A 26,163-nucleotide genomic window follows, 5' to 3' on the forward strand; every position below is an offset into this window, starting at 1 on the left:
GCGCATTTCCAATGAAATGCTGGGCCCTCATTGGCCGCCGGAGCTGACCGTGACGCATCTGATCGCCCTGCCCCGACACGCCGAGCACGCCCCGCCGAAGGGCGGCTTTCGCCGCCTGCTGATGGGCGGGATGAAGGTTGTGTCGATCGGGGTGGGAGGACTTTTGCTGCTGGGCGGCGCGGTGCTGGCGCCCCTGCCCGGACCTCTCGGTATGCCGCTGACGGTAGCCGGATTGATTCTGGTGCTGAAGAACAGCTACCGGGCCAAGCGATTGTTCATCCGCGCCCAGCGCTGGCGGCCGAACTGGGTGTTTCCGGTGCGGCGGCTGTTGCGCAAGGAGCCGGAGGTAGCGCCGGTGTTCTGGCAACAGGCGCTGCGAATCGAGCGGCTGATCCTCAGGGAATCGCGAGGCTTTCTGCGGCGCGGTCGCCTGGCGCTGAAGCGCCGCTTCGGCCGCGATAAGGCGGCCTCCGACACCGCGACCGCCTCCGCCTGAACCCGCAGAACGGCGAGCACGGAAACGTGAACGCGGGTCGCTCTCAGGGGCGTATGCTCGATTCCTGACGCTAAGAAAGCTTTGGGAGGAGCCGACGTCATGCAGTCACAGTTCAAGATGGGCGCCATCGCGGGATTCGCCGCTTCGATCGCCGTCGCGGCGATGGAGGTGGTGAACATGTTCGCGCTTCCGACCATCACCGAGTTTCCGACGCTTCTGGCGACGATCGCCGGCATGCCCGACCAGCCCGCCGTGGGATGGGTGCTGCACATCCTGGCCGGCACGCTGATCCTGGGACCGGCCTTCGCCTATGTCGCGCCGCGTCTGCCCACCGACACCTCGGGCACCAAGGGCATTCTGTTCTCGGTCGCCGCCTGGATCCTGATGATGTTCACCGTCGCGCCGATGGCCGACCTGGGCCTGTTCGCAGTGAGGGCCGGGTTCGGCACCATCGCCTGGATGCTGGCCATCCACGTGGTGTTCGGCATCGTGCTGGGCACGGTCTATGGCGAACAGAGGAAGAAGGCGCGCGCCGCCGAGCGGGCCGCCGCTTCCGACCCGGGAGCCGCCGCGGCCGCCTGAGCGACGCGAACCCCGGCATACGAAAACGGCCCCGCTGGCGACAGCGGGGCCGTGATCGTTTGGGTCGTCGTTCGGGTCAGTTCAGCCTGGAGCCCAGGCCGGCGATGGCCTGATCCAGCAGCGGATCCTTGGACTGGGCCGACAGGCGGGCGGCGAGGATGGCCTCGGCCTGTTTCGCGGCCTGATCGACGGCCGCGGCCTTCACCTCGGCCGTGGCCTGGGCCTCGGCCTGGGCGATGCGACGCTCGGCCAGCTGCTGGCGACGGGCGAGGCTTTCCTCGAGGCGGGCGCGCGATTCTTCTTCCATGCGGCGCGCGTCGGCCTCGGCGGCGGCCAGCATCTCGGCGGCCTGGGCCTCGGCCTCGGCCTTCTCCTTGCGGATCTGGGCCAGCAGGGCCTCGGCCTCGGCGCGAAGTCGAGCAGCCTCGTCCAACTCGGACTGGATCTTGGCGGCCTTCTCGTCGAGCTTGCCAGCGACCAGCTTGGGAACGCCGGCAAAGATCAGGACGCCGAAAAACAGGAACAGCCCGGCGGCCACCCAGAGTTCGGCGTTGGCGAGGTCATACAGGTGCGGATCGAAGAACAGCATGTCAGGCGCCCTTCACGGCGGCGGCTTCGGCGGGCTTGACCGAGGTTCCGGTCAGGCGCTCGACCATGGCCGAGGCGGTGTCGGCGGCGATGGTCGCGACATTGGTCATTGCCGCATCGCGCGTCTTGGCGATCTGGCCCTCCGCCTCGGCGATGCGGGCGGCGACCACGGCCTCTTCCTCGGCGGCGCGGGCATTGGCGGCTTCGGTTACCCGAGCCTTGGCGGCCGCTGCGGTGGCGCGAGACTGGGCCCGCGCCTGTTCGACCTCGGCCTTGGCGGCCTCGGCCTGGCCGGCGGCCTCGGCCTGGACCTGCCGCGCCGAGGCGATGGCGCCGGATATGGTGGCCTCCCGCTCTTCGAACACGCGACGCAGCCGAGGCGCGAACACCTTGGCCATCAGCAGATACAGAACGACGAACAGGAACAGCAGATAGATGATCTGCCCGCCCCAGTGCTGGAACTCGAACTGAGGCAGGCCGCCGCCTTCCTCCGGCCCGTGAGCGGGCTCGGTGGTGGACGTGTAGGTCTCACCCACGCCGGCCGAAGCCTCGACGGGTGTAGGAACCTCAGGGGGAAGGGGGCTGCTCATGAACGCTCGAATGCCAGAGAGTCAGCGACGGCCCCCTCGGATACCGAGGAGGCCGCGCGCGGAATTAGACGAAGTAGATCAGCAGGCCCAGCACGAAGGCCAGGATGCCCAGGGCCTCGGCCAGGGCCGCGCCCACGAACAGGTTGCCGATCTGCGAGCCGGCGGCCGACGGGTTGCGCAGCGCGCCCGCCAGGAAATTGCCGAAGATGTTGCCGACGCCGATGCCGGCGCCGATCATTCCGAGGGTGGCGAGGCCGGCGCCGATGGCCTTGGCGGCTTCTACTTCCATGGGTCTCTAGTCCTAGTCAGTCAGTTGCGGTTGAGGGTGAAGAATGGGGTCGGGGCTTAGTGCCCCTCGCCCAGATTGACCACATCGTTGAGGTAGATGCAGGTCAGAACAGCGAAGACGAAGGCCTGAAGGAAGGCCACGAGAAACTCGAGCGCGGTCAGGCCCAGGACCATGCCCAGTGACAGGGCCGCCGCGGGCAGGCCCAGCAGACCCAGACCACCGCCGGCAGCCAAGGCGCCCAAGGACACCACGAAGCCCGCGAACACCTTCAGCGCCACGTGACCGCCCAGCATATTGCCGAACAGGCGAAGCGCCAGGGTCAGCGGGCGAAGCATGAAGGCGATGAACTCGATGAAGCCGACGATGGGGCGCATCACCAGGGGCGCGCCGGTTGGCCAGAACAGCAGGAAGAACTTGAAGCCGTTCTTGGCGAACCCGATCGCCAGCACCAATCCAAAGGTCAGCAGGGCGAAGGTCGCGGTCACCGCCAGCTGGGCCGTCGCCGTGAAGGTCAGGAACATGCCCAGCAGGTTCATGCCCAGGATCAGCATGAAGATGGTGAAGACGAACGGGAAATACTTGCGACCATCATGGCCGATAATCGACTGGGTCAGGTTGTCGATCATGCCGAACAGGGTCTCGCCGGCGGCCTGCAGGCGGCCGGGCACGACCTTGGCGCGCGCGGTCACCAGCGTCATCAACAGCACGACCAGACCAAAGGCGATGGTCATGGCGACGTGGGAATTGGTGATGGCCAGATCGACCACGCCCAGGCCCGGAACGGTGACGTCAGGCAGGTCGACGATCTTGACGATCTCAAACTGATAAATCGGATCGGCCATTGAGCCTTATCGTCCCTCGTCTTCGTCATCGAAGGGAACCGACTTCGGCTCGCCTTCCAATTTCGCCTGCGCCATGAGCCGATTGGCCGTGCGACGCGCCATCCATATCGATATGGCGAAGCCCACCAGGACCCCGCCAATCATCCCCCACGGCGTCGTGCCGGCAAACCGGTCGAGCAGAAAGCCGATCAGCAAGCCGACGAACACGCCACCGAACAGGTCGGCGAGAATCCGCCACGCCTGGCCGGCAGCCTTGTGGCCCGCCGCCTCCTGAGAAAAATCCCGCGTGGTGCGGGTCTCAAGCGAGGATGCGCTTTCGGTGAGGCGCTTGATCGCCTCTTCACGCGTTTCCTCGGGCATGGACTTTGGACCGTCTGTCGGCGCCCCCCTGCGCAAGCGCCCGGGGCGGGGTCTGAAATCGGCGCGGAACCTACTGTCGGAACGGCCCTAGGTCAAGGCGTGGGCGCGGATCGGCTTGAGCCATTTTTCTCTTATCTTACGGGCATTTAGCGAGCACTGCGGCTGCGGCGCGGATTCGTCGCGGGCCGGCCCGCCCTACGGAAGGCGATAGGGGGTGACCAGAGCGAACAGCTGCTCGCGGCTGGAGACGCCCAGCTTGGCGTAAATTCGGCGGAAATGGGTCCGCACCGTCTCCAGCGACACACCCAGGGCGGCGGCGATGGCGTCGGCCCGCGCGCCGGCCGCTGCGTTTCGCACCACGGCGGCCTCGGCCCGGGTCAGAGGGAAGACGCGGGTGAGATCGGCCCAGGTCGCCTCGGACGCCTCCCCGATCGAATGGATCATCAGGCCGGCCGCCGCGTGACCCCGCCGCCGAACGGGCTCCCCCCGGATCACCAGATTACCTCCGGCGGCGTCCAGATAGACCCAGATCGCCCCCTCGGCCGCGGCGCGCGCGACGAAGTCGAGCAGGTCCTGAGCCTGGGATTTGTCGGCGCAGGCAAGACGCCCGTTGTGCTCCATCAGGCGGTCAGCTTCGGTGAGCAGGATCCGACCCGCCTGATTGCGCCAGATGACGCCGGCCTGGGGCGTCAGGATCAGGCACGGCAGAAACGACCGGTCAGACCAGGCTTGGAGATAGGCCAGGCCCTCCGGATCATCGTCCGCGAGCAGGCTCGTGCGTGCGGCTTTCGCCAGTCCCTGTGTGCCCAACCGCCCCGATTCCCCTGTTCACCATGAAGGTTAAGCGGGATTCCCGGCCTGCGCGTGACCAGTTTTGGGTATCACGCAATGTCAGGTTTGACGATCTGGGAGAGGTTCGAGCCGAAATACACGAAAACGCCGCCCGGGATCCGGACGGCGTTCTCAAGATTTGGGTGCGGGAGCAGGATTTGAACCTGCGACCTTCAGGTTATGAGCCTGACGAGCTACCGGGCTGCTCCATCCCGCGGCAAACCTGTGTGTGAAGGAAGAAAGGGTTCGAGATCATGGCCTCATGCCGCGAGCAACCGCGTCGCGAGCATAGGCCAGGCATCATGTTTCTGTCCGACCGGTAGACCCGGCGACGACCTACTCTCCCGCGCCTTAAGACGAAGTACCATCGGCTCTGGAGGGCTTAACGACCGAGTTCGGAATGGGATCGGGTGGGGAACCTCCGACATAGTCACCAGGTCAACCGGTAGGACAGAAATCACCGGCCCAAATCCGCGCAAGGCGGGAGGCCGGCGCCTTCCGGGCTCAACTAGCGCGAAGCGCGGTAGCCCAAGAAGGAATGATGAGATGACATCGCCTGAGCGAAAAGTAAAAACCGAATGAGTTTTGCTGAGAAACGATCAAACCGATCGGATTATTAGTACCGGTAAGCTTCATGCGTCGCCGCACTTCCACACCCGGCCTATCAACGTGGTAGTCTTCCACGATCCTCAGCGAAGCCTTGTTTTGAGGTTAGTTTCCCGCTTAGATGCTTTCAGCGGTTATCTATTCCATACTTAGCTACCCTGCTGCGCAACTGGCGTCACGACAGGTCCACCAGAGGTATGTCCATCCCGGTCCTCTCGTACTAGGGACAGATCCTCTCAAGCTTCGAACACCCACGGCAGATAGGGACCAAACTGTCTCACGACGTTCTGAACCCAGCTCACGTACCACTTTAAATGGCGAACAGCCATACCCTTGGGACCTGCTCCAGCCCCAGGATGTGATGAGCCGACATCGAGGTGCCAAACTTTGCCGTCGATATGGACTCTTGGGCAAAATCAGCCTGTTATCCCTAGAGTACCTTTTATCCGTTGAGCGATGGCCCTTCCACGCGGGACCACCGGATCACTATGGCCGACTTTCGTCTCTGCTCGACTTGTCAGTCTCACAGTCAGGCGAGCTTATGCCATTGCACTCGACGAACGATTTCCGACCGTTCTGAGCTCACCATCGCGCGCCTCCGTTACACTTTGGGAGGCGACCGCCCCAGTCAAACTACCCACCACGCCATGTCCCGGGACCGGATAACGGCCCTCGGTTAGACGTCAACGACAGTAAGGGTGGTATTTCAAGGATGGCTCCGCCAGAGCTGGCGCCCCGGTTTCATAGCCTCCCACCTATCCTACACATACGGTCGCTAACGCCAAGGCGAAGCTATAGTAAAGGTTCATAGGGTCTTTCCGTCTGACCGCGGGAACCCCGCATCTTCACGGGGAATTCAATTTCACTGAGCCTGTGCTGGAGACAGTGGGGAAGTCGTTACGCCATTCGTGCAGGTCGGAACTTACCCGACAAGGAATTTCGCTACCTTAGGACCGTTATAGTTACGGCCGCCGTTTACCTGGGCTTCAGTTCGTTGCTTGCACAACTCCCTTTAACCTTCAGGCACCGGGCAGGCGTCAGACCCTATACGTCGCATTGCTGCTTCGCAGAGCCCTGTGTTTTTGCTAAACAGTCGCTACCCCCTGGCTTGTGCCACTCATTTCCGGTTGCCCAGAGTGAGTCACGCTTATTCCGAAGTTACGCGTGCAATTTGCCGAGTTCCTTCAGCACAGTTCTCTCAAACGCCTTGGTATGCTCTACCTGACCACCTGTGTCGGTTTCGGGTACGGTCTCTGCTGGAGTTATTTCCAGGGACAACGCCACTGCCGGGATCAATCCAATAAGACCCGACAACTTATGCCATCCGTCACTTCCAGCTGGTGCAGGAATATTTACCTGCTTCCCATCGACTACGCTTTTCAGCCTCGCCTTAGGGGCCGACTAACCCTGCGCAGATTAGCTTTACGCAGGAACCCTTGGTCTTTCGGCGGGAGTGTCTCTCACACTCCTATCGTTACTCATGTCAGCATTCTCACTTCCGATACCTCCAGCCAACCTCACGGTTGACCTTCACAGGCTTACGGAACGCTCCGCTACCGCTTGCAGTAAACTGCAAACCCATATCTTCGGCGAACGGCTTGAGCCCCGTTACATTTTCCGCGCAGGATCGCTTGATCAGTGAGCTGTTACGCTTTCTTTAAAGGATGGCTGCTTCTAAGCCAACCTCCTGATTGTCAAAGCAATCCCACATCGTTTCCCACTTAGCCGTTACTTGGGGGCCTTAGATGATGGTTAGGGTTGTTTCCCTTTTCACGACGGACGTTAGCACCCGCCGTGTGTCTGCCCGATATTACTCCTGGGTATTCGGAGTTTGGTTAGAATTGGTACCGCTCGCGCAGCCCGCATCCATCCAGTGCTCTACCCCCCAGGGTATTCGTCGGACGCTCTACCTAAATAGATTTCGCGGAGAACCAGCTATGTCCAGGTTTGATTGGCCTTTCACCCCTATCCACAAGTCATCCCAGAATTTTTCAACATTCACGGGTTCGGACCTCCAGTAAGTGTTACCTTACCTTCATCCTGCTCATGGATAGATCACCTGGTTTCGGGTCGTCATACGTCGAACTTAAGCGCCCTATTCAGACTCGCTTTCGCTGCGCCTACGCCTAACGGCTTAAGCTTGCTCGACACATGAAGTCGCTGACCCATTATACAAAAGGTACGCCGTCACCCCGCATGGGGGCTCCGACTGCTTGTAGGCTTCCGATTTCAGGATCTGTTTCACTCCCCTTGTCGGGGTGCTTTTCACCTTTCCCTCACGGTACTTGTTCACTATCGGTCGTAGAGGAGTACTTAGGCTTGGAGGGTGGTCCCCCCATGTTCAGACAGGATTTCACGTGTCCCGCCCTACTCGAGTCTCATGCTGTTTGACGGCTACGGGGCTATCACCCGCTATGGCCGACCTTTCCAAGTCGTTCGCCTTTATTTCACATGAGCACTGGCCTGGTCCCGGTTCGCTCGCCACTACTACGGGAGTCTCGGTTGATGTCCTTTCCTCCGGGTACTGAGATGTTTCAGTTCCCCGGGTTCGCTTAATGAACCCTATGTATTCAGGTCATTATACCTTTGAACGATCCGCCAATCCGTACTCACCGAAGTGAGCAAAGTTGGAAGACCGTAAAGGTGGGTTTCCCCATTCGGAAATAGCCGGATCAAAGGGTGCTAGCGCCTCCCCGGCTCTTATCGCAGCTTGCCACGTCCTTCTTCGCCTCTCTACGCCAAGGCATCCGTCAGAAGCCCTTCAACGTTTGATCGTTTCTCAGCAAAACCCATGCATGGATGATCCGGGGCCTGGAAAGAGGTGGGCCCTGGGTCCACGCCTGGTTTTTACTATGCCAGACGATGTCATCTCGAACCTGACCTGAAAGCCTATGAGGGGCCGGTCAAATTCTTCCTTCACAATGTCAGTCGCCGCCGGCCAGAAGGCCGAAGACGAAACCTGTTTGCGATCAACGAGCATGGTGGAGCCAGACGGGATCGAACCGACGACCTCATGCTTGCAAAGCACGCGCTCTACCAACTGAGCTATGGCCCCATTCAGGGTTTAGCCAGGAGAGCTGTCGGCGACCGTCACGCATCCTAGTTGGGCTGGTAGGCCCGGGCAGACTCGAACTGCCGACCTTACGCTTATCAGGCGTACGCTCTAACCACCTGAGCTACGGGCCTATGGCAGCGCGACAGCCAGGCTGAAGACCCGGGCTCGCGATCGCGCTTCCCGTCATCGCCGGCCGAATGCCGACGGTGTCGAGAAGCGAAAGAGGAAAGAGAAACGAAGACGGCGGCGTTCCGCCAGTTTTGCTCAGGCGACAAGCGCCTTCGCTATTTGGAGTTCCAATAGGTCGTGAGACCTGGAGGAACATCCTTAGAAAGGAGGTGATCCAGCCGCAGGTTCCCCTACGGCTACCTTGTTACGACTTCACCCCAGTCGCTGACCCTACCGTGGTCGGCTGCCTCCATTGCTGGTTAGCGCACCGCCTTCGGGTAGAACCAACTCCCATGGTGTGACGGGCGGTGTGTACAAGGCCCGGGAACGTATTCACCGCGGCATGCTGATCCGCGATTACTAGCGATTCCAACTTCATGCTCTCGAGTTGCAGAGAACAATCCGAACTGAGACGACTTTTTGGGATTGGCTCACCATCGCTGGTTTGCAGCCCTCTGTAGTCGCCATTGTAGCACGTGTGTAGCCCACCCCGTAAGGGCCATGAGGACTTGACGTCATCCCCACCTTCCTCCGGCTTAGCACCGGCAGTCCCACTAGAGTGCCCAACTTAATGATGGCAACTAATGGCGAGGGTTGCGCTCGTTGCGGGACTTAACCCAACATCTCACGACACGAGCTGACGACAGCCATGCAGCACCTGTGTCCTAGTCCCCGAAGGGAAAGCCAGATCTCTCTGGCGGTCCAGGCATGTCAAAAGGTGGTAAGGTTCTGCGCGTTGCTTCGAATTAAACCACATGCTCCACCGCTTGTGCGGGCCCCCGTCAATTCCTTTGAGTTTTAATCTTGCGACCGTACTCCCCAGGCGGATTGCTTAATGCGTTAGCTGCGTCACCGAACTGCATGCAGCCCGACAACTAGCAATCATCGTTTACGGCGTGGACTACCAGGGTATCTAATCCTGTTTGCTCCCCACGCTTTCGCGCCTCAGCGTCAGTAATGAGCCAGTATGTCGCCTTCGCCACTGGTGTTCTTCCGAATATCTACGAATTTCACCTCTACACTCGGAGTTCCACATACCTCTCTCATACTCAAGACACCCAGTATCAAAGGCAATTCCGAGGTTGAGCCCCGGGATTTCACCCCTGACTTAAATGTCCGCCTACGCGCCCTTTACGCCCAGTAATTCCGAGCAACGCTAGCCCCCTTCGTATTACCGCGGCTGCTGGCACGAAGTTAGCCGGGGCTTCTTCTCCGGGTACCGTCATTATCGTCCCCGGTGAAAGAATTTTACAATCCTAAGACCTTCATCATTCACGCGGCATGGCTGCGTCAGGCTTTCGCCCATTGCGCAAGATTCCCCACTGCTGCCTCCCGTAGGAGTTTGGGCCGTGTCTCAGTCCCAATGTGGCTGATCATCCTCTCAGACCAGCTACTGATCGTCGCCTTGGTGGTCCTTTACACCACCAACTAGCTAATCAGACGCGGGCCGCTCCTTTGGCGATAAATCTTTCCCCCGAAGGGCACATTCGGTATTAGACCCAGTTTCCCGAGCTTATTCCGAACCAAAGGGCACGTTCCCACGTGTTACTCACCCGTCCGCCACTAACCCCGAAGGGTCCGTTCGACTTGCATGTGTTAGGCCTGCCGCCAGCGTTCGCTCTGAGCCAGGATCAAACTCTCAGGTTGAGTTGACTTCTGACCTAAGCATGACAGTCCGAAGACTGTCTGGCATTAGTTCTACGTATTCTTGACGAGATCCCACGTTCGTCGATCCGAAGACCGACTACATGGTATTGTCTTCAAGAGACCGCAGAGTGTCAGTGTCGAGATAGTCTCGAGGACTATCGCTAGAACACCGCCGCCTGCGTTTCTCTTTCCAGATCAACGATTTCAAAGACCCCGGAACCGCTGGGCGGCTCCGACCGTTTAGCGCCCGGTGCGGCGGAGGCGGCGATTTAGTCGCCTCGGTTTTCCGTGTCAAGCGGTTCTTTTTGAAGAACCTCTTTTTCCGGAACCGCCCTGGAGAAGAACCCCTGGGCGGCGGGAGCGGCGTCTCTAGAGAGGGCCAAACTCCGTGTCAACCGGGCTTTTCAGCCATCCTGCGATCTTTCGGAGCCAGGCTCCTTGAGGCCGCAAGAAACCGCCGGGGAAACGAAGGGGTTTCCCTCAGATCGGTCCGACGATTCGGTCAAGAGCGCGGAGACTATGTGAACCGGTCCGCGAAAGCAAGAGGAAACTTCCTCTCTTTTCCTTCCGTTTCCGATCGATCCTGGGATCGTCGGCCCCGGCGGCCAGCCCGTCTCCGAGCGAGGCGGCGATATACGAGGGGGCCCTTTTGGCCGCAACCCCAAAGGCGCGGATTTGCGGATTTTCTCACGGACTCACGGTCACCGACCGATAGGCGACGCTCGCCTATATATAGAGAGTGGCTCAGCCCGCCGCGATATAGGATCGAAGGCTTTCGGCCTCCTGCGACGCCTCGGCGATCTGACATTTGACCACATCGCCGATCGACACCACCCCACACAGACGCCCGTCGCGCATCACCGGCAGGTGACGGATTCGGTGCTCGGTCATCCGTGACATGAGGATCTCGACCCCCTCGGCCGGCTGGGCGAACACGACCTGGCCGGTCATCTGACTGGCCACAGGCTGATCCAGGGCCCCCTCCCCGCCCTCGGCCACGGCCCGAACCAGGTCGCGTTCGGAAAAGACACCGACCACACGATCCGATTCGCACACCACCAGAGCGCCGACCCCCTTGCTCGTCAGCTGCTCGGCGGCGGTCTTCAGGGAGGCGTCGGGCGCGATGGTGAACACCGCGTCGCCCTTCGTCTTGAGAATTTCGGTGACCAGCACGGCGCGTCTCCCATCAATCGGGGCGGCCGCGGGCTCGGCCGCTTCTCCAGAAGGACAGGCTCGCGCGAATCCGCGCGCGAATCAAATGTCGATGCGGGCCGGTCAGCCGCGGCGAGCGGCGAAGATCCTTGCGAACGGTCCGACCAGCAGCCAGCCGACGATCAGGCCGGCTATATGCGCCTCCCAGGCCACCGCCCCGCCGGCGACACCGGCCATCAGTGACCCGGCCAGGCCGATCGCGACGTTCAGCACCGTCCACATCATCATCTGGCTGAGCACCCGTCGGTCGAACATCGGGGCGAGGCTGCGGCGGCCGACCAGCCGGGTCGAGGCTCCGATCAGACCGAACACAGCCCCGGATGCGCCCACCAGGGGAATCTGACTGGCGGGATGTAGGGCCACATACCCCAGTCCGGCGAGAATCCCGCAGATGGCGTAAAATGAGACAAATCCCAGAACACCTGTCCGACGATCGAACAGTCGGGCCACGGCCGTGCCGAAAGCGAGCGCGCCGACGGCGTTCATAGCGACATGGGCCCAGCCGCCGTGCAGCAGCATGGCGCCGATCAGGCCGGTCCAGTCGCCCTGCATTACCCGCGCAGGCACGAGGCCCCAGGTCTGGATGGGGCCGATCGGATCGCCCCCGCGCGCCTGAAACCAGTAGAGGGCGGGCATCGACAGAGCCAGCAAAAGCACGGGCCACGGGGCATTGAAGGCCGGGGCGTCACGCGGATCGACCGCTGACTCGCGCCCGGCAGGCGGCGGGGCGACGGCCTCCTCGGCGGGGGTCGAATCGGGTTCGGCGGGCAGGTCCCACGGACCCGGTTGGCGGCTCATGCAACCCAGATGGGAGAAAAGTCTCGCCATCTCAAGCCGATCTTAAGCCGTGGCTGTCACTGAGTGGCACGCGGGTTGCTTTCCGACCCGTTGACCCTGTCGGGTTTGGAGCAGACCCCAATGACAAAGACGATCCTTTTCGTCTCCGCCGCGACCGCCGCCCTGATGGCGACCCCCGCCCTGGCCCAGCCCTCGAGCTCGGGCGACATGGCGCGGTTCCAGGCTGGCTACGGCGCCGCCCGTTATCAGACCGGCGGCGTGACCAGCGGTTCGACGCGGGACGAGAATGGCAACCGCCTGATCGTCGACGGCCTGATCCAGTCCGGCGCCAGCGCCTATTCCCAGGCTTCGGGCGGCGCAGCCTCCAGCTACGCCGGATCGGGCTCGGGCGGCATCGCCGGCTCCACCGCCATCGGCAACAGCCTCAACGTCGTGGTCCAGGGCAACTGGAACACGGTGATCGTCAACTCCCGGCAGACCAACAACGGCGATGTCACCGCCGGCACGTCCCTGAACGGAAAGATCGACCTCGATGACTAAGCTCCTGACATCGCGCCCCCTGCGCCTGCTCGGCGTCGGCGTGGCCGCCGCCGCCCTGCTCAGCGGCTGCGTCTCGACCTCGGCCGGATCCAACGGGCTGTACGCGACGCCGATCGGCAACGCCCCGGTGACGACGAACTCGACGCCCTATTCCACCGCCCTGTTCTGCCTGGCCGACTACGCCCGTCAGTATGATCTGCCGTCGCCGCGCATCGCGGTCGGTCGGATCAGCGACTACACCGGCACGGTCTCGGCCGACGGCGGTCGCCAGATCACACAGGGCGCCTCGCTGATGGCCAACACGGCCCTGGCCAAGGCCGGCGCGCGCATCGTCGAACGCTATGACACCTCGGTGTCGGAGCTGGAGCTGCGCTACGCCAACAACAAGCTGATCGGCGAAGAGACCGCCAATCCGGACGCCCCGCCGTTCCGTCAGATCATGGCGGGCCAGGTCCCGGGCTCGGACTTCTACATCGTCGGCGGCCTGACCGAGGTGAACTACAATATCCGTTCGGGCGGCTTCGACGTCGCCGGCGGTGACGGCGAGGATGTCGGCTTCTCCGGCATCGTCCAGGGCCGCACCTTCGTCATGAACATCGCCCTGGACCTGCGCATGGTCCAGACCACCTCGATGGAGGTGGTGGATGTCATCTCCTACCAGAAGCAGATCGTCGGCCGTGAAATCTCGGCGGGCGTCTTCGACTTCCTCAACGGCAATGTCTTCGACATCTCGGCCGGCCAGGGCGGCATGGAGCCGGTCCAGCTGGCGGTGCGCACCCTGGTGGAGCGCGCGGTGCTGGAAATGATGGCCAATCTCTACGGCGCCCCCGGGCCGGAAGTCTGCCTGGGCGCCGGCGATCCCTTGAACACGGTCGGAGCGACCGGCGGCTACTATCCCGCCTATCAGAATGTGGAGACCAACAATGGCCAGACCCGCGCCGATCCGAACCGCTGGCACGCTAGCCGCGATGGCGCTGTGCGCGGTCGCTACTGAGGCCTCCGCCCAGCCCTGGAACCTGACCGGATCGGGCGGCTTCGGCCGCGCCGCCCCGGCGATCGCGGTGGACAACCGCCAGGTCCAGACCGGCGACGTCCGCATGAACCAGTCGCTGAGCGTGGTTCACGCCACCGGCCAGGTCTCGGCCTCGACCAACGCCCAGGGCAATGTCCTGTCCGGCGCGGTCCAGGGCGACGCCATGACGCTGAGCTCGAACCAGACCTCGTCCGGCGATGTCTCGGCTTCGACCGATCTCGCCATCGGCGGTGAGATCCAGGGCGCGGTCAATGTGGTCACCCAGGCCGGGGCCAACCGGCTGGAGGCCGCCGCCTATGACGGCGAGATGGCCGTCGACGCGCGCCAGTCGTCCTCGGGCGATGTCTCGGCGACGACGGACGCCAGCGGTCGCACCTCCCGTCTTCTGGGCGGGGCCTATGTGGCCTCCTCCGCCTTGGGCAACACCGCTGCGCTGGGCGGCGATCACGCCTGGGTCGAGGGCTCGGTCGAGCAGGAGCGCTCGGGCCGCACCACGGCGCACGTCCAGGCCGACAACGGCTACGTCCCCGGCTCGGCGCTGTTCACGTCTCAGGCGATCGGCAACGTCGCGTCCTCGGCCGTGACCTATGGCGGGCAGCAGCTGGACATCAGCCAGACCACCACCGGCGCCGGAACCTACGCCTCGACGGCCGTGTCGGCCGCCAACGCCTGGGACATCGCCGGCAAGGCCCACGCCGTGGCCAACCAGGCGACCGCGCAGAATCAGGGCGGCTCGCTGGTCGTGGCGTCGCAGCAATCGAACGCGGCCGACGTACGGTCCGCCGTGCGGGTCGCCGCCTATGACTATGGGGCCGCCACGGCCTACGCCAACGGCGCGGGCAACGTCCTGAACGCGATCAACAACGACATCTATCTGAAGATCGACAACGCCCAGGTGAACTCCGGCGGGGTCGAGGTGGTCTCCACCTTCACCGGCCACAACGGCTATGACGTCATGGTCGGAGCCGACGCGGTGGGCAACCAGGTCACCGGCGGTGTGTGCTCGACCTGCACGGGCGAGCTCTACGCCACCAACGACCAGACCAACTCGGGCGATATCTCGGCCCAGGCCAACGCCCAGGTCACCGGCACGGCCCGCTCCATCGTCGGGGGCGCCAACGCCGTCGGCAACGCCGCGACCTTCTACGTCAGCCGTCCCTCGGGGCACTGACCGCCGCAAGACCTCGGGCGCCGGCTGAAGCGGGCGCCCGAGCTTCGGCGCCTTGGAACGACTCGCCGGCGTCGCCACCTTAGACGTCATGAGCGATCGCGGCACAGGCCAGGCGCCCTCGCGGATCACCGCCGTTCTGGGACCGACCAATACCGGCAAGACCCACCTGGCGGTCGAGCGGATGCTGGGTCACGCCTCGGGCATGATCGGCCTGCCGCTGCGGCTGCTGGCGCGCGAGATCTACGACCGGCTGGTGGCCCGACGCGACGCGGCGGCCGTGGCCCTGATCACCGGCGAGGAGAAGATCGTCCCGGCCCGGCCGGCCTATTTCGTCTGCACCGTCGAGGCCATGCCGCTTGGGCGGACGGTCGATTTCCTGGCGATCGATGAAATCCAGCTGGCCGCCGATCCGGCGCGCGGCCACGTCTTCACCCACCGCATGCTGCACGCGCGGGGCCGGTTCGAGACCATGCTGCTGGGCGCCGGGACGATGGCCCCGCTGATTCGCCGCCTGGTCCCCGACGCGGAGATCGTGACGCGCGACCGGCTGTCGGTGCTCAGCTACGCGGGTTCGAAGAAGCTGACCCGCCTGCCGCCGCGTAGCGCCATTGTCGCCTTCAGCACAGAGCAGGTTTACGCCATCGCCGAGCTGATCCGGCGCCAGAGGGGCGGGGCGGCCGTGGTCATGGGCTCGCTCAGCCCGCGCACCCGAAACGCCCAGGTCGGCCTGTTCCAGTCCGGCGAGGTCGATTTCCTGGTCGCCACCGACGCCATCGGCATGGGGCTGAACATGGATGTCGACCATGTCGCCTTCGCCGGCCTCAGGAAATTCGACGGCCGGCGCACCCGCTGGCTCCACGCCCACGAGATCGGCCAGATCGCCGGCCGCGCCGGACGCCACCTGCGCGACGGGACGTTCGGGGTGACGGGCGAATCGGACGAGCTGGACCCCGACCTGATCGAACAGGTGGTGGAACACCGCTTCGAGCCGGTCGAGGCGGCGGAATGGCGCAACGCCCGGCTGGACTTCGACACCCTGCCCGACCTGCTGCGTTCGCTGGAGTTGGCGCCGGGGATCGAGGGCCTGCGCCTGACCCAGCCGGCCCTGGACGAACAGCTGCTGCGCCGCGCCGCCCAGGACCCGGAGGTCAAGAAGGTGGCCCGCTCGCGCGGGGCCCTGATCCGCCTGTGGGACGCCTGCCAGCTGCCGGACTTCCAGAAAACCACCGCCGACGAGCACGCCCGGCTGGCGCGCGAGATCTTTCAGGCCCTGACCAGCCGACGGGGCCGCCTGACCCGCGACTGGATCGAGCCCCGCTTCAACGATCTGGACCGTGACGACGGTCAGATCGACCAGCTGTCGGCGCGGCTGTCAGGGGTGCGCACCCTGTCCTATATCGCCGCGCGCGGCGACTGGCTGGACCAGCCCCAGGAGTGGCGCGACCGTACGCGGGATCTGGAGCAGCGCCTGTCGGACGTGCTGCACGAGCGACTGACCGCCCGCTTCGTCGATCGCCGCACCACCGCCCTTCTGCGCGCGCTGCATCTGGGCGCCGAAACCCCGGACCTGGGCGCCGAAGTCTCGACCGACGGCGAAGTGACGGTCGAGGGCCAGACGGTCGGCCGACTGGACGGGCTGAACTTCGCCGCCGAGGCCGCCGGCTCCTCGCTGGAGGCCCGCGCCCTGCGTGTCGCCGCGTCGCGCGCCGCCGGGCCGGAGATCGCCCGCAGGCTGGGACGAATCGCCGCCGAACCGGACGAGGCCTTCGCCCTGACGCCCGACGGCCAGGTGCTGTGGCAGGGCCAGGCCGTGGCCCGCACCGTTGGCCCCGATCCCTTCGCGCCGCGCCTGGCCCTGATCGGCGAGATGGGACCCGGCCCGGCGCGCGAGCGGGCGCGGCGGCGGCTGGAAGCCTGGGCGGCGGCCGAGAGCGGTCGGGCCCTGCGCGAGCTGCGCCGCCTGCGCGCCGCCGTCGATTCGGGGGCGCTGAAGGGCCTGCCGCGCGGCATCGCCTATCGACTGATCGAGAGCGGCGGGGTGATCGATCGGCGCGAGGTGGCGGCCGAACTGGCCGCTCTCAGCCAGGCCGAGCGCCGCACCCTGCGCAGCTTTGCGATCCGGGTCGGGCTGCAGTCGGTGTGGCTGCCCGGGGTGCTCAAGCCCCGAGCCCGCGCCGTGGCCCTGGCCTTCGCCAAGAACGCCTCGGGCGGCGGCTTCCGGCCTGACGCCGAGGCCGCCCTGCCCGCCCTGCCCGACCCGGTGCCCTCTCCCCAGGTGCTGGCCGCCCTGGGCCGCCGCGCCGTCGGCCGCCTGTCCGCCCCGGTCGAGGCGCTGGAGCGGTTCGAGGCGCTCAGGCGCGAGACCCTGCCGCTCCAGAAGGGCCAGCCGATTCTGGGCGACTCCGCCCTGGCGGAACTGGGCTGGACGCTGGATCAGGCCCGCCAGATCGCCGCCGCCCTCAAGCCCGTGCGCGATGACGCTCGGCCGGTGCGGCCGCGAAAGGACTCGCCTTTCGCGGCGCTGGCCGTCCTCAATCCGTCAGGACGACAGCTTCATCAGAACCAGGCCCGAGCCGATCAGAACCGCCGCCGCGATCCGGCCAAGACTCAGCGGCTCGCCCAGCCAGGCGGCGCCGACGACAAAGGCGCCGACCGCCCCGATGCCGGTCCAGATCGTATAGGCCGTGCCAAGCGGAAGCGTCCGCATCGAAAACGACAGCAGGCCAAAGCTGGCGATCATGGCGACCAGGGTGATGACCGTCGGCCCCAGCCGGGTGAAGCCAAAGGACGCCTTCATCGACGAGGCCCAGACAACCTCGAGCAGACCGGCGATAAACAGAGCGATCCAGGCCATGGTGGCCCTCCTTCCGAAGGGCCGGGCCGTCCCGGTCTTGAAACCCGGCGCCGAAGGCGGCGACCGGGGCGGGAACGTGGTCCCGACTGATCCGGGTTATCTAGGGCATGGCGCAGGGGTGGCAAGACTTCGGCATCATCCGCCTCCCCAGCGAAGGCCGGAGGTCACGCAATAATATCCGGCAGGATGCGGTCCTCGATCTTCACGATCTCGTCGCGCAGGGAAAGCTTGCGGCGCTTCATGCGGGCGATGCGGAGCTGATCGGGGATGGGCACGGCGCCCAGGGCCTCGATGGCGGCGTCGAGATCGGCGTGCTCCTGTTGCAGGAAGCGCAGCCGGCCTTTCAGTTCCTTTTCTTCGGCGGGGGTCAGCGGATCGTCGTCGTCTTCCATGAACCGAGACTCACCCCTCACGCCGCACCGATGTGCAGTTATAGCCGCGCCTGCCTCAGGCCGGAAGCCGATCCCGCAACGCCTTCAGGCCTTCTCGCGGCACCCGACCGTTCCAGGCTCGCGCCGCCTCGACCAGGCGGTCCAGGGTGGCGTCGTCCGACAGCGGCTCACCCGCCGCTCCGTCCGTCAGCATCTCCAGGTCGGCCAGCAGCGCCTGCTCGGCCATCAGTTCGACCCGTTTGACCTCGGTGCGCACCCGCTCGCGCGCCTCGGGCTCCAGGTCCGAGAGCGGCGCCTTGAGCCGCACGCGAACGGCGCGCAGCGGGGCCACCGCCGCCTCGGTCCAGGCCGTGGCCGTGTCGACGGCGGCCTCCATCGTCTCGTCGTCGACCGCGCGGCCGGTGCGCGCCGTCCAGGCGGCCCACAGCAACAGCGGCACGCTCTGGCCCGCCGTGTCCTGCAGCATCAGCGACGCGGCCTGGACACCCGAGGCGCCGTAGGCGGCCACCGCCCAGTCCCACAATGAACCGTTAGCTGAGGCGAAGCTCACGCGCTGAGCCCAGACCAGCGGCTGACCCGGTCCCAGTCCAGGCCCAAGAGGTCCAGCGCTCGCCCGACCGACTGATCCACCATCGCCTCGATCGAGTCGGGGCGGGCGTACATCGCCGGCAGCGGCGGGGCGATGATCGCGCCCATCTCGGCCAGGGCCGCCATGGTGCGCAGGTGACCCAGGTGCAGGGGCGTCTCGCGCACCATCAGCACCAGCGGGCGGCGTTCCTTCAGGGTGACGTCGGCGGCGCGGGTCAGCAGGGTCGAGGTCACGCCGGTGGCGATCTCGCCCATGGTCCGCACCGAACACGGCGCCACGATCATGCCCCGGGTGCGGAACGAGCCCGACGCGATCGACGCCCCGACATCCGCCAGCCGATGCACCACACTGGCCCGGCCCGACAGATCATCGGCCGTCAGATCGGTTTCCTGGGCCAGGGTCAGGAGGGCCGCCTTTGTGACCACCAGATGGCTTTCGACCCCCATCTCGCGCAGCGCGTCCAGCGCCCGCACGCCGTAAGTCACGCCGGACGCTCCGGAAATTCCGACGACGACGCGATCAGGCGAGGAGGTCATGTCAGCGGCTCATTTGGGTCCGAGGATTCCCCTGCCCCCGCCGGCCGTGGCGTCACCGGAATGTGATTCCACAGTCAAGCTCAACGGGGGTTCTGTGTGTGGTCCCTTAGCAGAGGAGGCGCAAGCCATGGCTGTAGACGCTCGCATTCGCGAACTGGGAAATCGTCATCGAACCCTGGACGAACAGATCCAGAGGGAGGTGACCCGACCCACCGCGGACTCGCTTCACGTGAGGGAGCTCAAGCAGCGTAAGCTCAGGATCAAGGAAGAAATCAGCGCGCTGGAAGCCCGGGTCTGACCCGACGAACAGCGCCGAGGTGCATGAAAGGGCCCCGCTCCCCAGCGGGGCCCTTTTTCGTGGGACGTGAGCCGGGCTGGCCGTGTGTGAATGGCGGGTTTGTGCGCCCGTCCGGACGGGTCTAGACCGGGCTCCATCGTTTCCCTGGAGGCTGGGGCCTGATGTCGCGTCGGACCTGGACGGTGGTGGGCTGTGTGGCGGGGGCGGCGGCGCTGGCGAGCGGGTTCGCCCTGACGCGGGGTGCCGAGGTCCAGCCGGGCGTCGCACCCTCACCGGCCACCGCCTCACCCGCGGAGGGCCAGGTGGCCGGCGTGTGGCAGGCGCCCGCGGGCGTGCGCCAGGTTCCGATCTGGCCCGACGGAGCGCCGGACATGGCGGGCGTGGACCAGCCGCCCGAGAGCGTGCTGACCCGCCACTCGCCCGAGGCGGTCGACGGCGACTATTCCCAGGCGGTGTTCGACGTCACCGAGCCGACGATGTCGGTGTTCCCGGCGCGAGGGCAAAACACCGGCGCGGCCATCGTGGTGTTTCCCGGCGGCGGGTTCCGGGCGGTGGTGGTGACCCTGGAGGGCACCGAGATCTGCAGCTGGATCGCCGCGCGCGGGATCACCTGCATCCTGTCCAAATACCGCGTGCCGCGCAGCAACCACTATTTCGACCCGGAGCTGGGTCGGGCGGTGACGCCGGACGTGCCGCGCGCGCTGCAGGACGCCCAGCGCACCATCCGGCTGGTCCGGTCCCAGGCGGATGCGCTGGGGGTCGACCCCGGCAAGATCGGAGTGATGGGCTTTTCCGCCGGCGGCTATCTGGTGGCCCAGACCAGCAACATCCTGGAGCCCGCCTATGCGCCCATCGACGTGGTCGATCGGGTCAGCAGCCGGCCCGACTTCGCCATCGCCTTCTTTCCCGGTCACATCTGCCGCCGGGGCGGGGTTTTCGCCCCCGATCTGCCGGTCAGCGAGCGGGCCCCGCCGACCTTCCTGATCGCCGCCTGGGACGATCCGACCAACGAGATCTGCAACAGCACCCTGTACGCCCGGGCGCTGGACCAGGCCGGCGTCCCGGCCGAGGTCCACCTGTTCTCCACCGGCGGCCACGCCTTCGGCCTGCGCCGCGACCACAGTCCGGACACGGTCTGGCCGGGCCTGCTGGAGACCTGGCTGAGGGAGCGGGGGGTGTTGGGGGATTGAGGTTTGGGGGTGCGCGACCCTCATCCGTCAGCCTTCGCCCGCCACCTTCTCCCACCGGGAGAAGGATCGTTGCGCCAGCCGCCCCCCGCCCACATCTGCGGGGCCTTGCGGAATGAGGATGCGCCATGGCCCGGATGCTGAAGATCGACTTTGTTTCGGACGTGGTGTGTCCGTGGTGCGTGGTGGGGCTGGGCGGGCTGGAGACGGCGCTCAGGCGGCTGGCGCCCGAGGGGATCACGGCCGAGATCGCGTTTCGGCCGTTCGAGCTGAACCCCGACATGGCGCCGGAGGGCGAGAACATCGTCGAGCATATCGGCCGCAAATACGGCGCGACGCCGGAGCAGTCGGCCGCCAACCGCGAGATGATCCGGGCGCGGGCGGCCGAGGCCATGACCGATGACGAGGGAAAACCGTTCGAGATGCGGATGGGCGAGGACAGCCGCATCTGGAACACCTTCGACGCCCACCGCCTGCTGCATTGGGCCGGGGAAGTGGGGCCGGAGGCGCAGAGGGCGCTGAAGACCGCCCTGTTCCACGCCCATTTCACCGACAACCGCGACCTGACCGACCCCGGCGTGCTGACGGCGGCGGCGGCGCTCGCGGGGCTGGACGAGGCCGAGGCCGCCGAGGTCCTGGCCTCGGGCCGCCACGGCGAGGCGGTGCGCGCCGAACAGGCCCTGTGGCGCGGGCGCGGCATCACCAGCGTCCCGGCCGTGGTGGTCGAGGGCAAGTGGTTGATCTCGGGTGGCCAGCCGGCGGGGGTGTTTGAGGAGGCGTTACGGAAGATGGCGGGAGGTAGGCCAGAATAAGTTCCGAGATCCCTTCCCAATGTCTGTAAATTTATGATGCCTACGCGGAAGGGGGGTCTAAATCGAAAAGCGACGGACTTGATGCGTTCTTGGAACTCTTTCTGACGGAGCCAAACCTTCGATTTAGCGGGTGCCTTGGTTTCTTCTTGCCCGTCGATACCCCTTCTGCGCGCAAGCGCTCGAGTATATTTCTGTGATACATTCGGTGGTGCTCCCCATTATAGTACGGGAATCTATTGATGAACTCATCCCCCATCGCTGCAATCATCATAAGCTCCACGCGTCCAATCTGACCTTGTCGTGCACCTGTCGCTATGTGGCTTATCTCGGAATCGTCATATCCGCGGATCATATCAAGTATTTCACCAACCCCATGAATGCCCATAACGCCTGCAAGCCTCACAAAGCGATAATAGGTGGATGATGTGATTCGTTTGTCCGGACCTAAAACATCATCCAAAGCCCGCTTAAGAAGAGCTACTTCACCAGCTATATCGAAATTCAGCCCCCTGTCATTATCTGCTACAGATAGTATTGGCTCAATAACATCCGAATTTATCGACTGGCATATACTCTCTACATCGATAAATTGCCTCAATTCGTGATTGATATCAGATAAATCTATTTTCGCAGAGGGACCAGTCACATCAATGTTGATCAAATGTAGCTGAGACAGCACAGATTTTTTATTCTCATCGCTAATATCAGATCTCTGTATATGATCCCACGCCACAGCCAATGCTGCTGATTTAGCGAATGAAGATGCTGCACGTATTTGACGCCTGTTCTGCAAAGCCTTGGAAACCTGAGCGATGGCGTTCTTACGATCAGCATTCCGATCCAGTAATTCGGATGCCTGTAAAGCCATGGCTGCCCCTCCACTGCAGTTTGAAAGACTGGCTAGCTTATCTGAAAGCTGGTCCTTTGATCCCACATGGATAACATCTCCAACACCAACGATCGCGAATATCCGGTCGTTATGGTTTACGTTCATGCGTGTAGGTATAACATGTGATTCCACGTCCGATTCTGATATTGACTCGAATGAAAATTTTTCCTCATTTTGAAATTTTGGTCTCTGAATGAGCCACTCATCGCCAAAACGGAATATCGGAATTCCGAACGTAGGCCTCTTATCCGAAAATGGGTAAATCCCGAACAGCTTAGGATTCATAGGTGGCCCCAATCTTTGAAAAGAGCACGAACTTCAGACTCGATAAGTGTAAAGTAATGTTCAGGAGATTTGCCTGGGGTAAACTTATAGGGAATTACTTCAATTCCCGTTCCATCTAATTCATTCAGCCACGGAGCATTATCTGTTCCATCCCAGATTGAGTGAGGAACTATGATCGCTTTAAGGCTTTTCGACAGGGCAACGGCATCCGAAAAGGCTATTTCGATGGAACCGAGGCGATCGTCTGGCTCGTTTCGTCCTTTTGACGCCAAGAGCTGAATGTATGCCTGTGCTAAAAAATTCCAGTCGGGGGCGTAATCGTTAGGTTCACCTATTTTAGTCGTGTCCCCATCGAAGTAAGAAGCCCGTGACTTGAATAGCGCAGATATTATTCGATTAGCGTCATCTAAATCCGGTCCTAGACGGAAGTCATCGACAGACATCTCGTCGAGCAGCACGTGGCTATAAAGGCGCTTTCCGAATGCGCCGGTGTCGAACCCATGAATGAGCTCGGCGGATTTCAATGTATCTGGATCAAATATGAAACAAATCGGACAAGCCGCTGCGACTTTGATGGCCCCGTCGCCCGATACACGGTAACCAGGGCGGCCATAAAACATGTAGGCTAGAGGAATCCCTAGAGGGCCTACCTCATTCGGCTCAATCATGCCTTTACGGACTATGTCTTGAGCGACGAAGGCTTTAGTTATGTGGGTAAGCGGCATTACCGGCCAAGCGGGTAAAGGAAGGCCGTTCACCCAGTCTCTGAAATCCTCCCGCGAACTCGGGCTCGTCATGTGATGCGCTCCTAGTTGTAGCTAAGCAGGTTGCGCGTTCAAACTCCACCAAGTTGCAAGCCTCACACCTTCACCTCCAACGCCCCGCCTCCGGCCCTGAACTTCTCCGCCATTTCCTTCATCCCGGCCTCGGCCTCCTCAAGGCTTCCCCCCGCGTCGTTCTGGCCGCGCGCGGCGTCGCGGATGTCGTGGCTGATCTTCATGCTGCAGAACTTGGGGCCGCACATGGAGCAGAAGTGGGCGGTCTTCATGGCCTCCTTGGGTAGGGTCTCGTCGTGGAAGGCGCGGGCGGTGTCGGGGTCGAGGCCGAGGTTGAACTGGTCCTCCCAGCGGAACTCGAACCGGGCGCGGGAGACGGCGTCGTCCCACAGGCGGGCGGCGGGGTGGCCCTTGGCCAGGTCGGCGGCGTGGGCGGCCAGCTTGTAGGTGATGACCCCGGTCTTGACGTCGTCGCGGTCGGGCAGGCCCAGGTGCTCCTTGGGCGTGACGTAGCAGAGCATGGCCGTGCCGAACCAGCCGATCATGGCCGCGCCGATGGCCGAGGTGATGTGGTCGTAGCCCGGCGCGATGTCGGTGGTCAGGGGGCCAAGCGTATAGAAGGGCGCCTCGCCGCAGTGTTTCAGCTGTTCATCCATATTGGCCTTGATCTTGTGCATCGGCACGTGGCCGGGGCCCTCGATCATCACCTGGCAGCCGTGGTCCCAGGCGACCTTGGTCAGCTCGCCCAGCGTGCGCAGCTCGGCGAACTGGGCCTCGTCATTGGCGTCGGCGATGGAGCCGGGGCGCAGGCCGTCGCCGAGGCTGAAGGTCACGTCATAGGCGCGCATGATCTCGCAGATCTCGGGGAAGCGTTCGTAGAGGAAGCTCTCGCGGTGGTGGGCCAGGCACCACTTGGCCATGATCGAGCCGCCGCGTGAAACGATGCCGGTGACGCGCGAGGCGGTCATGGGCACGAAGGGCAGGCGGACGCCGGCGTGGATGGTGAAATAGTCGACGCCCTGTTCGGCCTGTTCGATCAGGGTGTCCTTGAACACCTCCCAGGTCAGGTCCTCGGCCACGCCGCCGACCTTCTCCAGCGCCTGATAAAGGGGGACGGTACCGATGGGGACGGGGCTGTTGCGGACGATCCAGTCGCGGATGTTGTGGATGTTGCGGCCCGTCGACAGGTCCATGACCGTGTCGGCGCCCCAGCGGATGGCCCAGACCAGCTTGTCGACCTCGTCGGCCACATGGCTGAGCACCGCGGAGTTGCCGATGTTGGCGTTGATCTTGACCAGGAAGTTGCGGCCGATGATGGCCGGTTCGAGCTCCAGGTGGTTGATGTTGGCGGGGATGACGGCTCGGCCGCGGGCGACCTCGTCGCGCACGAACTCGGGGGTGACGTAGTCGGGGATGGAGGCGCCAAAATCCTCTCCGTCGCGCGGGGCGTCGGCGAGGCGCTCGCGCCGCAGGTTCTCGCGGATGGCGACGAACTCCATCTCCTCGGTGATGCGGCCGGCGCGGGCGGCGTCGAGCTGGGTCAGGTGGGCGCCCGGGCGGGCGCGGCGGACCGGGCGGCGGGTGTCGTCGAAGGCGGGGGCCAGGGCCTGGCCGGTCGCGCCGCCGTTATCCTCGGGCTTGACCTGGCGTGGATCGGCGACGGCCTCGGCCTCGGCCCGGCGGGCGATCCAGGCCTCGCGGATGGGGGAAAGGCCCCGGGCGATGTCGATGGAGGCGGCCGGGTCGGTGTAGGGGCCGGAGGGGTCGTATTGCGTCAGCGGCGGCTCGTTGGCGCTGGGATGGACGGCCACCTCGCGGAACGGGACGCGCAGGTCGGGATGGATGACGCCGGGCTCATAGACCTTGATGCCGCCCAGGCGGGGGCCCGTCGTCACATCGCCGGTGGCGGGGGCGCGTGAAGGGTTTTTCTTTGTAGGCGTGACGTGGATGTTCATGGCGCGGCCTCTCGGTTCAAGAGGGTGCGCCGACGAGCGGTGCGAGGGGCCTGAAAGCGTGTGACGGCGGCCGGCCCGTTCCCATCCCTTCGCCGGCATGACCCGGATCAGGTTCGGCCGGTCAAGGGAGATACCCTTATCTCAGCGGCTTCGTTGCCGCCCCCGGGAGAACGGGTCGGAGCCTAGGCGCAATCGCCGGGGATGGCTAGCGCCCGAAGGCGGCGGCGAGGCGGTCGAGCTGCGACTGGACGGGATTGGCGGCGCTGTCGGCGGCGGCGTCGACGAACATGCGGCGGTCCAGATGGACGATGCGGTCGTGCAGCTTTTCGGCCCGGACCAGATATTCGATCAGGGCGATCGGCAGGTCCAGCGAGGTCGGCGTGGCCGGGACCGGGCGCGGGGCCAGGCGATAGCGCGGGGCGCAGGCGGCGGACGGCTCCATGTCGCCCTCGCGCACGGCGCGCTGGACCAGCAGCCAGCTGGCGATCTGCATCAGCCGGGTGGTCAGGGTCATGCTCTCGGCGGCATAGGCCAGGGCGGCCTGGCGCGACAGCAGCTTGGAATCGCGGCGGCCCTCGCCGTCCAGATAGGCGGCGGTCTCCTCGACCAGGGCCATGCCCTCCTTGAAGGTGCGCTCGAACAGTTCCGACTGGGCGAAGTCGCGCACCGTGGCCGAGCGCGCGTCGACGGCGTTCGGGAGCGGAGCGGAGATCTCAGTCATGGTCGCAGTCGCTCCCGCCACGCGCGTCAGGGTGTCAGCCATTCGGTCCAGACCTTACTCC

General features: G+C 64.3%; 24 protein-coding genes, 3 tRNA genes, 3 rRNA genes, 1 pseudogene and 1 riboswitch. Of the genes and pseudogenes, 9 read left to right on the plus strand and 22 right to left on the minus strand.

Translation table 11 applies throughout. The annotated features are described in order from the left end of the window. The first annotated feature begins 49 nt into the window (after positions 1–49). Together EES48_RS08370 and EES48_RS08375 are read left to right on the plus strand one after the other, a co-directional pair. On the plus strand, positions 50–496 hold the full coding sequence (locus EES48_RS08370; protein WP_162998090.1) for a hypothetical protein: 447 nt from the start codon (positions 50–52) through the stop codon (positions 494–496). A 99-nt stretch (positions 497–595) separates the two neighbouring features. Continuing rightward, the gene (locus EES48_RS08375) at positions 596–1,078 is read left to right on the plus strand and encodes a DUF6789 family protein (RefSeq protein ID WP_122465939.1); all 483 of its coding nucleotides are present in this window, start codon (positions 596–598) and stop codon (positions 1,076–1,078) included. Positions 1,079–1,154: 76 nt separating this feature from the next. On the opposite strand, the gene EES48_RS08380 is transcribed toward EES48_RS08375, so the two are convergent. The 14 genes from EES48_RS08380 to EES48_RS08445 all read right to left on the minus strand — a co-directional run bounded on the left by EES48_RS08380 (position 1,155) and on the right by EES48_RS08445 (position 12,094). After that, on the minus strand, positions 1,155–1,667 hold the full coding sequence (locus EES48_RS08380; protein ID WP_122465940.1) for a F0F1 ATP synthase subunit B: 513 nt from the start codon (positions 1,665–1,667) through the stop codon (positions 1,155–1,157). A 1-nt stretch (position 1,668) separates the two neighbouring features. Then, complete coding sequence (locus EES48_RS08385) at positions 1,669–2,256, minus strand: F0F1 ATP synthase subunit B family protein (RefSeq protein ID WP_122465941.1); 588 nt, start codon at positions 2,254–2,256, stop codon at positions 1,669–1,671. Positions 2,257–2,320: 64 nt separating this feature from the next. After that, positions 2,321–2,545: a F0F1 ATP synthase subunit C gene (locus EES48_RS08390; RefSeq protein ID WP_122465942.1), complete on the minus strand. Its 225-nt coding sequence runs from the start codon at positions 2,543–2,545 to the stop codon at positions 2,321–2,323. 56 nt (positions 2,546–2,601) lie between these two features. After that, positions 2,602–3,387 (minus strand): F0F1 ATP synthase subunit A, encoded by a 786-nt coding sequence (locus tag EES48_RS08395; RefSeq protein WP_122465943.1) that lies wholly within the window; start codon positions 3,385–3,387, stop codon positions 2,602–2,604. Positions 3,388–3,393: 6 nt separating this feature from the next. Next, entirely contained in the window at positions 3,394–3,747 is a 354-nt protein-coding gene (locus EES48_RS08400) for an AtpZ/AtpI family protein (RefSeq protein WP_122465944.1), read from the minus strand. Positions 3,748–3,942: 195 nt separating this feature from the next. Then, positions 3,943–4,557, minus strand: coding sequence for a helix-turn-helix transcriptional regulator (locus EES48_RS15020; protein WP_205679407.1), 615 nt, complete (start codon positions 4,555–4,557; stop codon positions 3,943–3,945). Between the two features lie 161 nt (positions 4,558–4,718). Beyond that, positions 4,719–4,795, minus strand: a tRNA-Met gene (locus EES48_RS08410). 106 nt (positions 4,796–4,901) lie between these two features. Next, positions 4,902–5,016, minus strand: a 5S ribosomal RNA gene (gene rrf, locus EES48_RS08415). A 157-nt stretch (positions 5,017–5,173) separates the two neighbouring features. Then, positions 5,174–7,958, minus strand: a 23S ribosomal RNA gene (locus EES48_RS08420). Positions 7,959–8,163: 205 nt separating this feature from the next. After that, positions 8,164–8,239, minus strand: a tRNA-Ala gene (locus EES48_RS08425). Positions 8,240–8,293: 54 nt separating this feature from the next. Next, positions 8,294–8,370: transfer RNA gene (locus EES48_RS08430), tRNA-Ile, on the minus strand. A 200-nt stretch (positions 8,371–8,570) separates the two neighbouring features. After that, positions 8,571–10,054: ribosomal RNA gene (locus EES48_RS08435) — 16S ribosomal RNA — on the minus strand. Together the 16S, 23S and 5S rRNA genes with 3 tRNA genes alongside form the textbook arrangement of a ribosomal RNA operon. A gap of 744 nt (positions 10,055–10,798) precedes the next feature. Continuing rightward, the gene (locus EES48_RS08440) at positions 10,799–11,227 is read right to left on the minus strand and encodes a CBS domain-containing protein (RefSeq protein WP_122465945.1); all 429 of its coding nucleotides are present in this window, start codon (positions 11,225–11,227) and stop codon (positions 10,799–10,801) included. 102 nt (positions 11,228–11,329) lie between these two features. After that, positions 11,330–12,094 (minus strand): rhomboid family intramembrane serine protease, encoded by a 765-nt coding sequence (locus EES48_RS08445; protein WP_240623284.1) that lies wholly within the window; start codon positions 12,092–12,094, stop codon positions 11,330–11,332. Positions 12,095–12,184: 90 nt separating this feature from the next. On the opposite strand from EES48_RS08445, the gene hfaA reads away from it, so the two are divergent. From hfaA to EES48_RS08465, 4 genes and pseudogenes are all read left to right on the plus strand, one after another. Next, entirely contained in the window at positions 12,185–12,604 is a 420-nt protein-coding gene (hfaA, locus tag EES48_RS08450) for a holdfast anchoring protein HfaA (protein ID WP_122465947.1), read from the plus strand. Next, positions 12,597–13,598 (plus strand): holdfast anchoring protein HfaB, encoded by a 1,002-nt coding sequence (hfaB, locus tag EES48_RS08455; RefSeq protein ID WP_122465948.1) that lies wholly within the window; start codon positions 12,597–12,599, stop codon positions 13,596–13,598. Before hfaA ends, hfaB begins: the two co-directional genes overlap by 8 nt. Next, positions 13,528–14,808 carry a holdfast anchor protein HfaD gene (gene hfaD, locus EES48_RS08460; RefSeq protein ID WP_162998091.1) on the plus strand — a complete coding sequence of 427 codons (1,281 nt, stop codon included), beginning with the start codon at positions 13,528–13,530 and terminating at the stop codon, positions 14,806–14,808. The genes hfaB and hfaD overlap by 71 nt, the downstream gene beginning before the upstream one ends. 88 nt (positions 14,809–14,896) lie before the next feature. Then, positions 14,897–17,431: pseudogene (locus EES48_RS08465) on the plus strand (helicase-related protein); the annotation flags it as partial. Here EES48_RS08465 and EES48_RS08470 read toward each other — a convergent pair. The 4 genes from EES48_RS08470 to EES48_RS08485 form a co-directional block, all read right to left on the minus strand. Beyond that, positions 17,348–17,662 (minus strand): DMT family transporter, encoded by a 315-nt coding sequence (locus EES48_RS08470; RefSeq protein WP_122466215.1) that lies wholly within the window; start codon positions 17,660–17,662, stop codon positions 17,348–17,350. The pseudogene EES48_RS08465 and the gene EES48_RS08470 sit on opposite strands and share 84 nt — an antisense overlap. A gap of 164 nt (positions 17,663–17,826) precedes the next feature. Beyond that, a complete protein-coding gene (locus tag EES48_RS08475) occupies positions 17,827–18,054 on the minus strand; it encodes a YdcH family protein (RefSeq protein WP_122465950.1) in 228 nt (75 codons plus the stop codon). A 55-nt stretch (positions 18,055–18,109) separates the two neighbouring features. After that, positions 18,110–18,604, minus strand: a complete 495-nt coding sequence (locus EES48_RS08480) for a TIGR02444 family protein (RefSeq protein WP_240623285.1) — start codon at positions 18,602–18,604, stop codon at positions 18,110–18,112. Further along, a complete protein-coding gene (locus EES48_RS08485; protein WP_122465952.1) occupies positions 18,601–19,179 on the minus strand; it encodes a UbiX family flavin prenyltransferase in 579 nt (192 codons plus the stop codon). Before EES48_RS08485 ends, EES48_RS08480 begins: the two co-directional genes overlap by 4 nt. Positions 19,180–19,306: 127 nt before the next feature. Here EES48_RS08485 and EES48_RS08490 point away from each other — a divergent pair, with 127 nt between their 5' ends. The 3 genes from EES48_RS08490 to EES48_RS08500 all read left to right on the plus strand — a co-directional run bounded on the left by EES48_RS08490 (position 19,307) and on the right by EES48_RS08500 (position 21,476). Beyond that, positions 19,307–19,477, plus strand: coding sequence for a YdcH family protein (locus EES48_RS08490; RefSeq protein WP_122465953.1), 171 nt, complete (start codon positions 19,307–19,309; stop codon positions 19,475–19,477). Positions 19,478–19,638: 161 nt separating this feature from the next. Then, complete coding sequence (locus EES48_RS08495) at positions 19,639–20,667, plus strand: alpha/beta hydrolase (protein WP_205679408.1); 1,029 nt, start codon at positions 19,639–19,641, stop codon at positions 20,665–20,667. A gap of 125 nt (positions 20,668–20,792) precedes the next feature. Further along, positions 20,793–21,476, plus strand: a complete 684-nt coding sequence (locus EES48_RS08500) for a DsbA family oxidoreductase (RefSeq protein WP_122465954.1) — start codon at positions 20,793–20,795, stop codon at positions 21,474–21,476. A gap of 40 nt (positions 21,477–21,516) precedes the next feature. Here the strand turns inward: EES48_RS08500 and EES48_RS14845 are convergent, their stop codons facing one another. The 4 genes from EES48_RS14845 to rcdA all read right to left on the minus strand — a co-directional run bounded on the left by EES48_RS14845 (position 21,517) and on the right by rcdA (position 26,102). Further along, the gene (locus EES48_RS14845) at positions 21,517–22,470 is read right to left on the minus strand and encodes a hypothetical protein (protein ID WP_162998092.1); all 954 of its coding nucleotides are present in this window, start codon (positions 22,468–22,470) and stop codon (positions 21,517–21,519) included. Positions 22,471–22,646: 176 nt separating this feature from the next. Beyond that, positions 22,647–23,447: a hypothetical protein gene (locus EES48_RS14850; RefSeq protein ID WP_162998093.1), complete on the minus strand. Its 801-nt coding sequence runs from the start codon at positions 23,445–23,447 to the stop codon at positions 22,647–22,649. A gap of 62 nt (positions 23,448–23,509) precedes the next feature. Then, positions 23,510–25,381 carry a phosphomethylpyrimidine synthase ThiC gene (gene thiC / locus EES48_RS08505; RefSeq protein WP_122465955.1) on the minus strand — a complete coding sequence of 624 codons (1,872 nt, stop codon included), beginning with the start codon at positions 25,379–25,381 and terminating at the stop codon, positions 23,510–23,512. 66 nt (positions 25,382–25,447) lie between these two features. Further along, positions 25,448–25,557: riboswitch (TPP riboswitch) on the minus strand. Positions 25,558–25,586: 29 nt separating this feature from the next. After that, on the minus strand, positions 25,587–26,102 hold the full coding sequence (gene rcdA / locus EES48_RS08510) for a protease adaptor protein RcdA (protein ID WP_122466217.1): 516 nt from the start codon (positions 26,100–26,102) through the stop codon (positions 25,587–25,589). Between the last annotated feature and the right edge of the window lie 61 nt (positions 26,103–26,163).

Origin of the sequence: Brevundimonas lutea, from assembly GCF_003704105.1 — a bacterium.
GTDB lineage: Bacteria > Pseudomonadota > Alphaproteobacteria > Caulobacterales > Caulobacteraceae > Brevundimonas > Brevundimonas lutea.

Bases quoted from the DNA above. Each gene is read 5' to 3' on its own strand.
- EES48_RS08445 (WP_240623284.1), bottom strand. From the start codon at position 12,094: ATGGCGAGACTTTTCTCCCATCTGGGTTGCATGAGCCGCCAACCGGGT.
- EES48_RS14850 (WP_162998093.1), bottom strand. From the start codon at position 23,447: ATGACGAGCCCGAGTTCGCGGGAGGATTTCAGAGACTGGGTGAACGGC.
- EES48_RS08390 (WP_122465942.1), bottom strand. From the start codon at position 2,545: ATGGAAGTAGAAGCCGCCAAGGCCATCGGCGCCGGCCTCGCCACCCTC.
- EES48_RS08470 (WP_122466215.1), bottom strand. From the start codon at position 17,662: ATGGCCTGGATCGCTCTGTTTATCGCCGGTCTGCTCGAGGTTGTCTGG.
- EES48_RS08380 (WP_122465940.1), bottom strand. From the start codon at position 1,667: ATGCTGTTCTTCGATCCGCACCTGTATGACCTCGCCAACGCCGAACTC.
- EES48_RS14845 (WP_162998092.1), bottom strand. From the start codon at position 22,470: ATGAACGTAAACCATAACGACCGGATATTCGCGATCGTTGGTGTTGGA.
- EES48_RS08495 (WP_205679408.1), top strand. From the start codon at position 19,639: ATGTCGCGTCGGACCTGGACGGTGGTGGGCTGTGTGGCGGGGGCGGCG.
- rcdA (WP_122466217.1), bottom strand. From the start codon at position 26,102: ATGACTGAGATCTCCGCTCCGCTCCCGAACGCCGTCGACGCGCGCTCG.
- EES48_RS08490 (WP_122465953.1), top strand. From the start codon at position 19,307: ATGGCTGTAGACGCTCGCATTCGCGAACTGGGAAATCGTCATCGAACC.
- EES48_RS08385 (WP_122465941.1), bottom strand. From the start codon at position 2,256: ATGAGCAGCCCCCTTCCCCCTGAGGTTCCTACACCCGTCGAGGCTTCG.
- EES48_RS08395 (WP_122465943.1), bottom strand. From the start codon at position 3,387: ATGGCCGATCCGATTTATCAGTTTGAGATCGTCAAGATCGTCGACCTG.
- hfaA (WP_122465947.1), top strand. From the start codon at position 12,185: ATGACAAAGACGATCCTTTTCGTCTCCGCCGCGACCGCCGCCCTGATG.
- thiC (WP_122465955.1), bottom strand. From the start codon at position 25,381: ATGAACATCCACGTCACGCCTACAAAGAAAAACCCTTCACGCGCCCCC.
- EES48_RS08375 (WP_122465939.1), top strand. From the start codon at position 596: ATGCAGTCACAGTTCAAGATGGGCGCCATCGCGGGATTCGCCGCTTCG.
- hfaB (WP_122465948.1), top strand. From the start codon at position 12,597: ATGACTAAGCTCCTGACATCGCGCCCCCTGCGCCTGCTCGGCGTCGGC.
- EES48_RS08485 (WP_122465952.1), bottom strand. From the start codon at position 19,179: ATGACCTCCTCGCCTGATCGCGTCGTCGTCGGAATTTCCGGAGCGTCC.
- EES48_RS08400 (WP_122465944.1), bottom strand. From the start codon at position 3,747: ATGCCCGAGGAAACGCGTGAAGAGGCGATCAAGCGCCTCACCGAAAGC.
- hfaD (WP_162998091.1), top strand. From the start codon at position 13,528: ATGGCCAGACCCGCGCCGATCCGAACCGCTGGCACGCTAGCCGCGATG.
- EES48_RS08500 (WP_122465954.1), top strand. From the start codon at position 20,793: ATGGCCCGGATGCTGAAGATCGACTTTGTTTCGGACGTGGTGTGTCCG.
- EES48_RS08475 (WP_122465950.1), bottom strand. From the start codon at position 18,054: ATGGAAGACGACGACGATCCGCTGACCCCCGCCGAAGAAAAGGAACTG.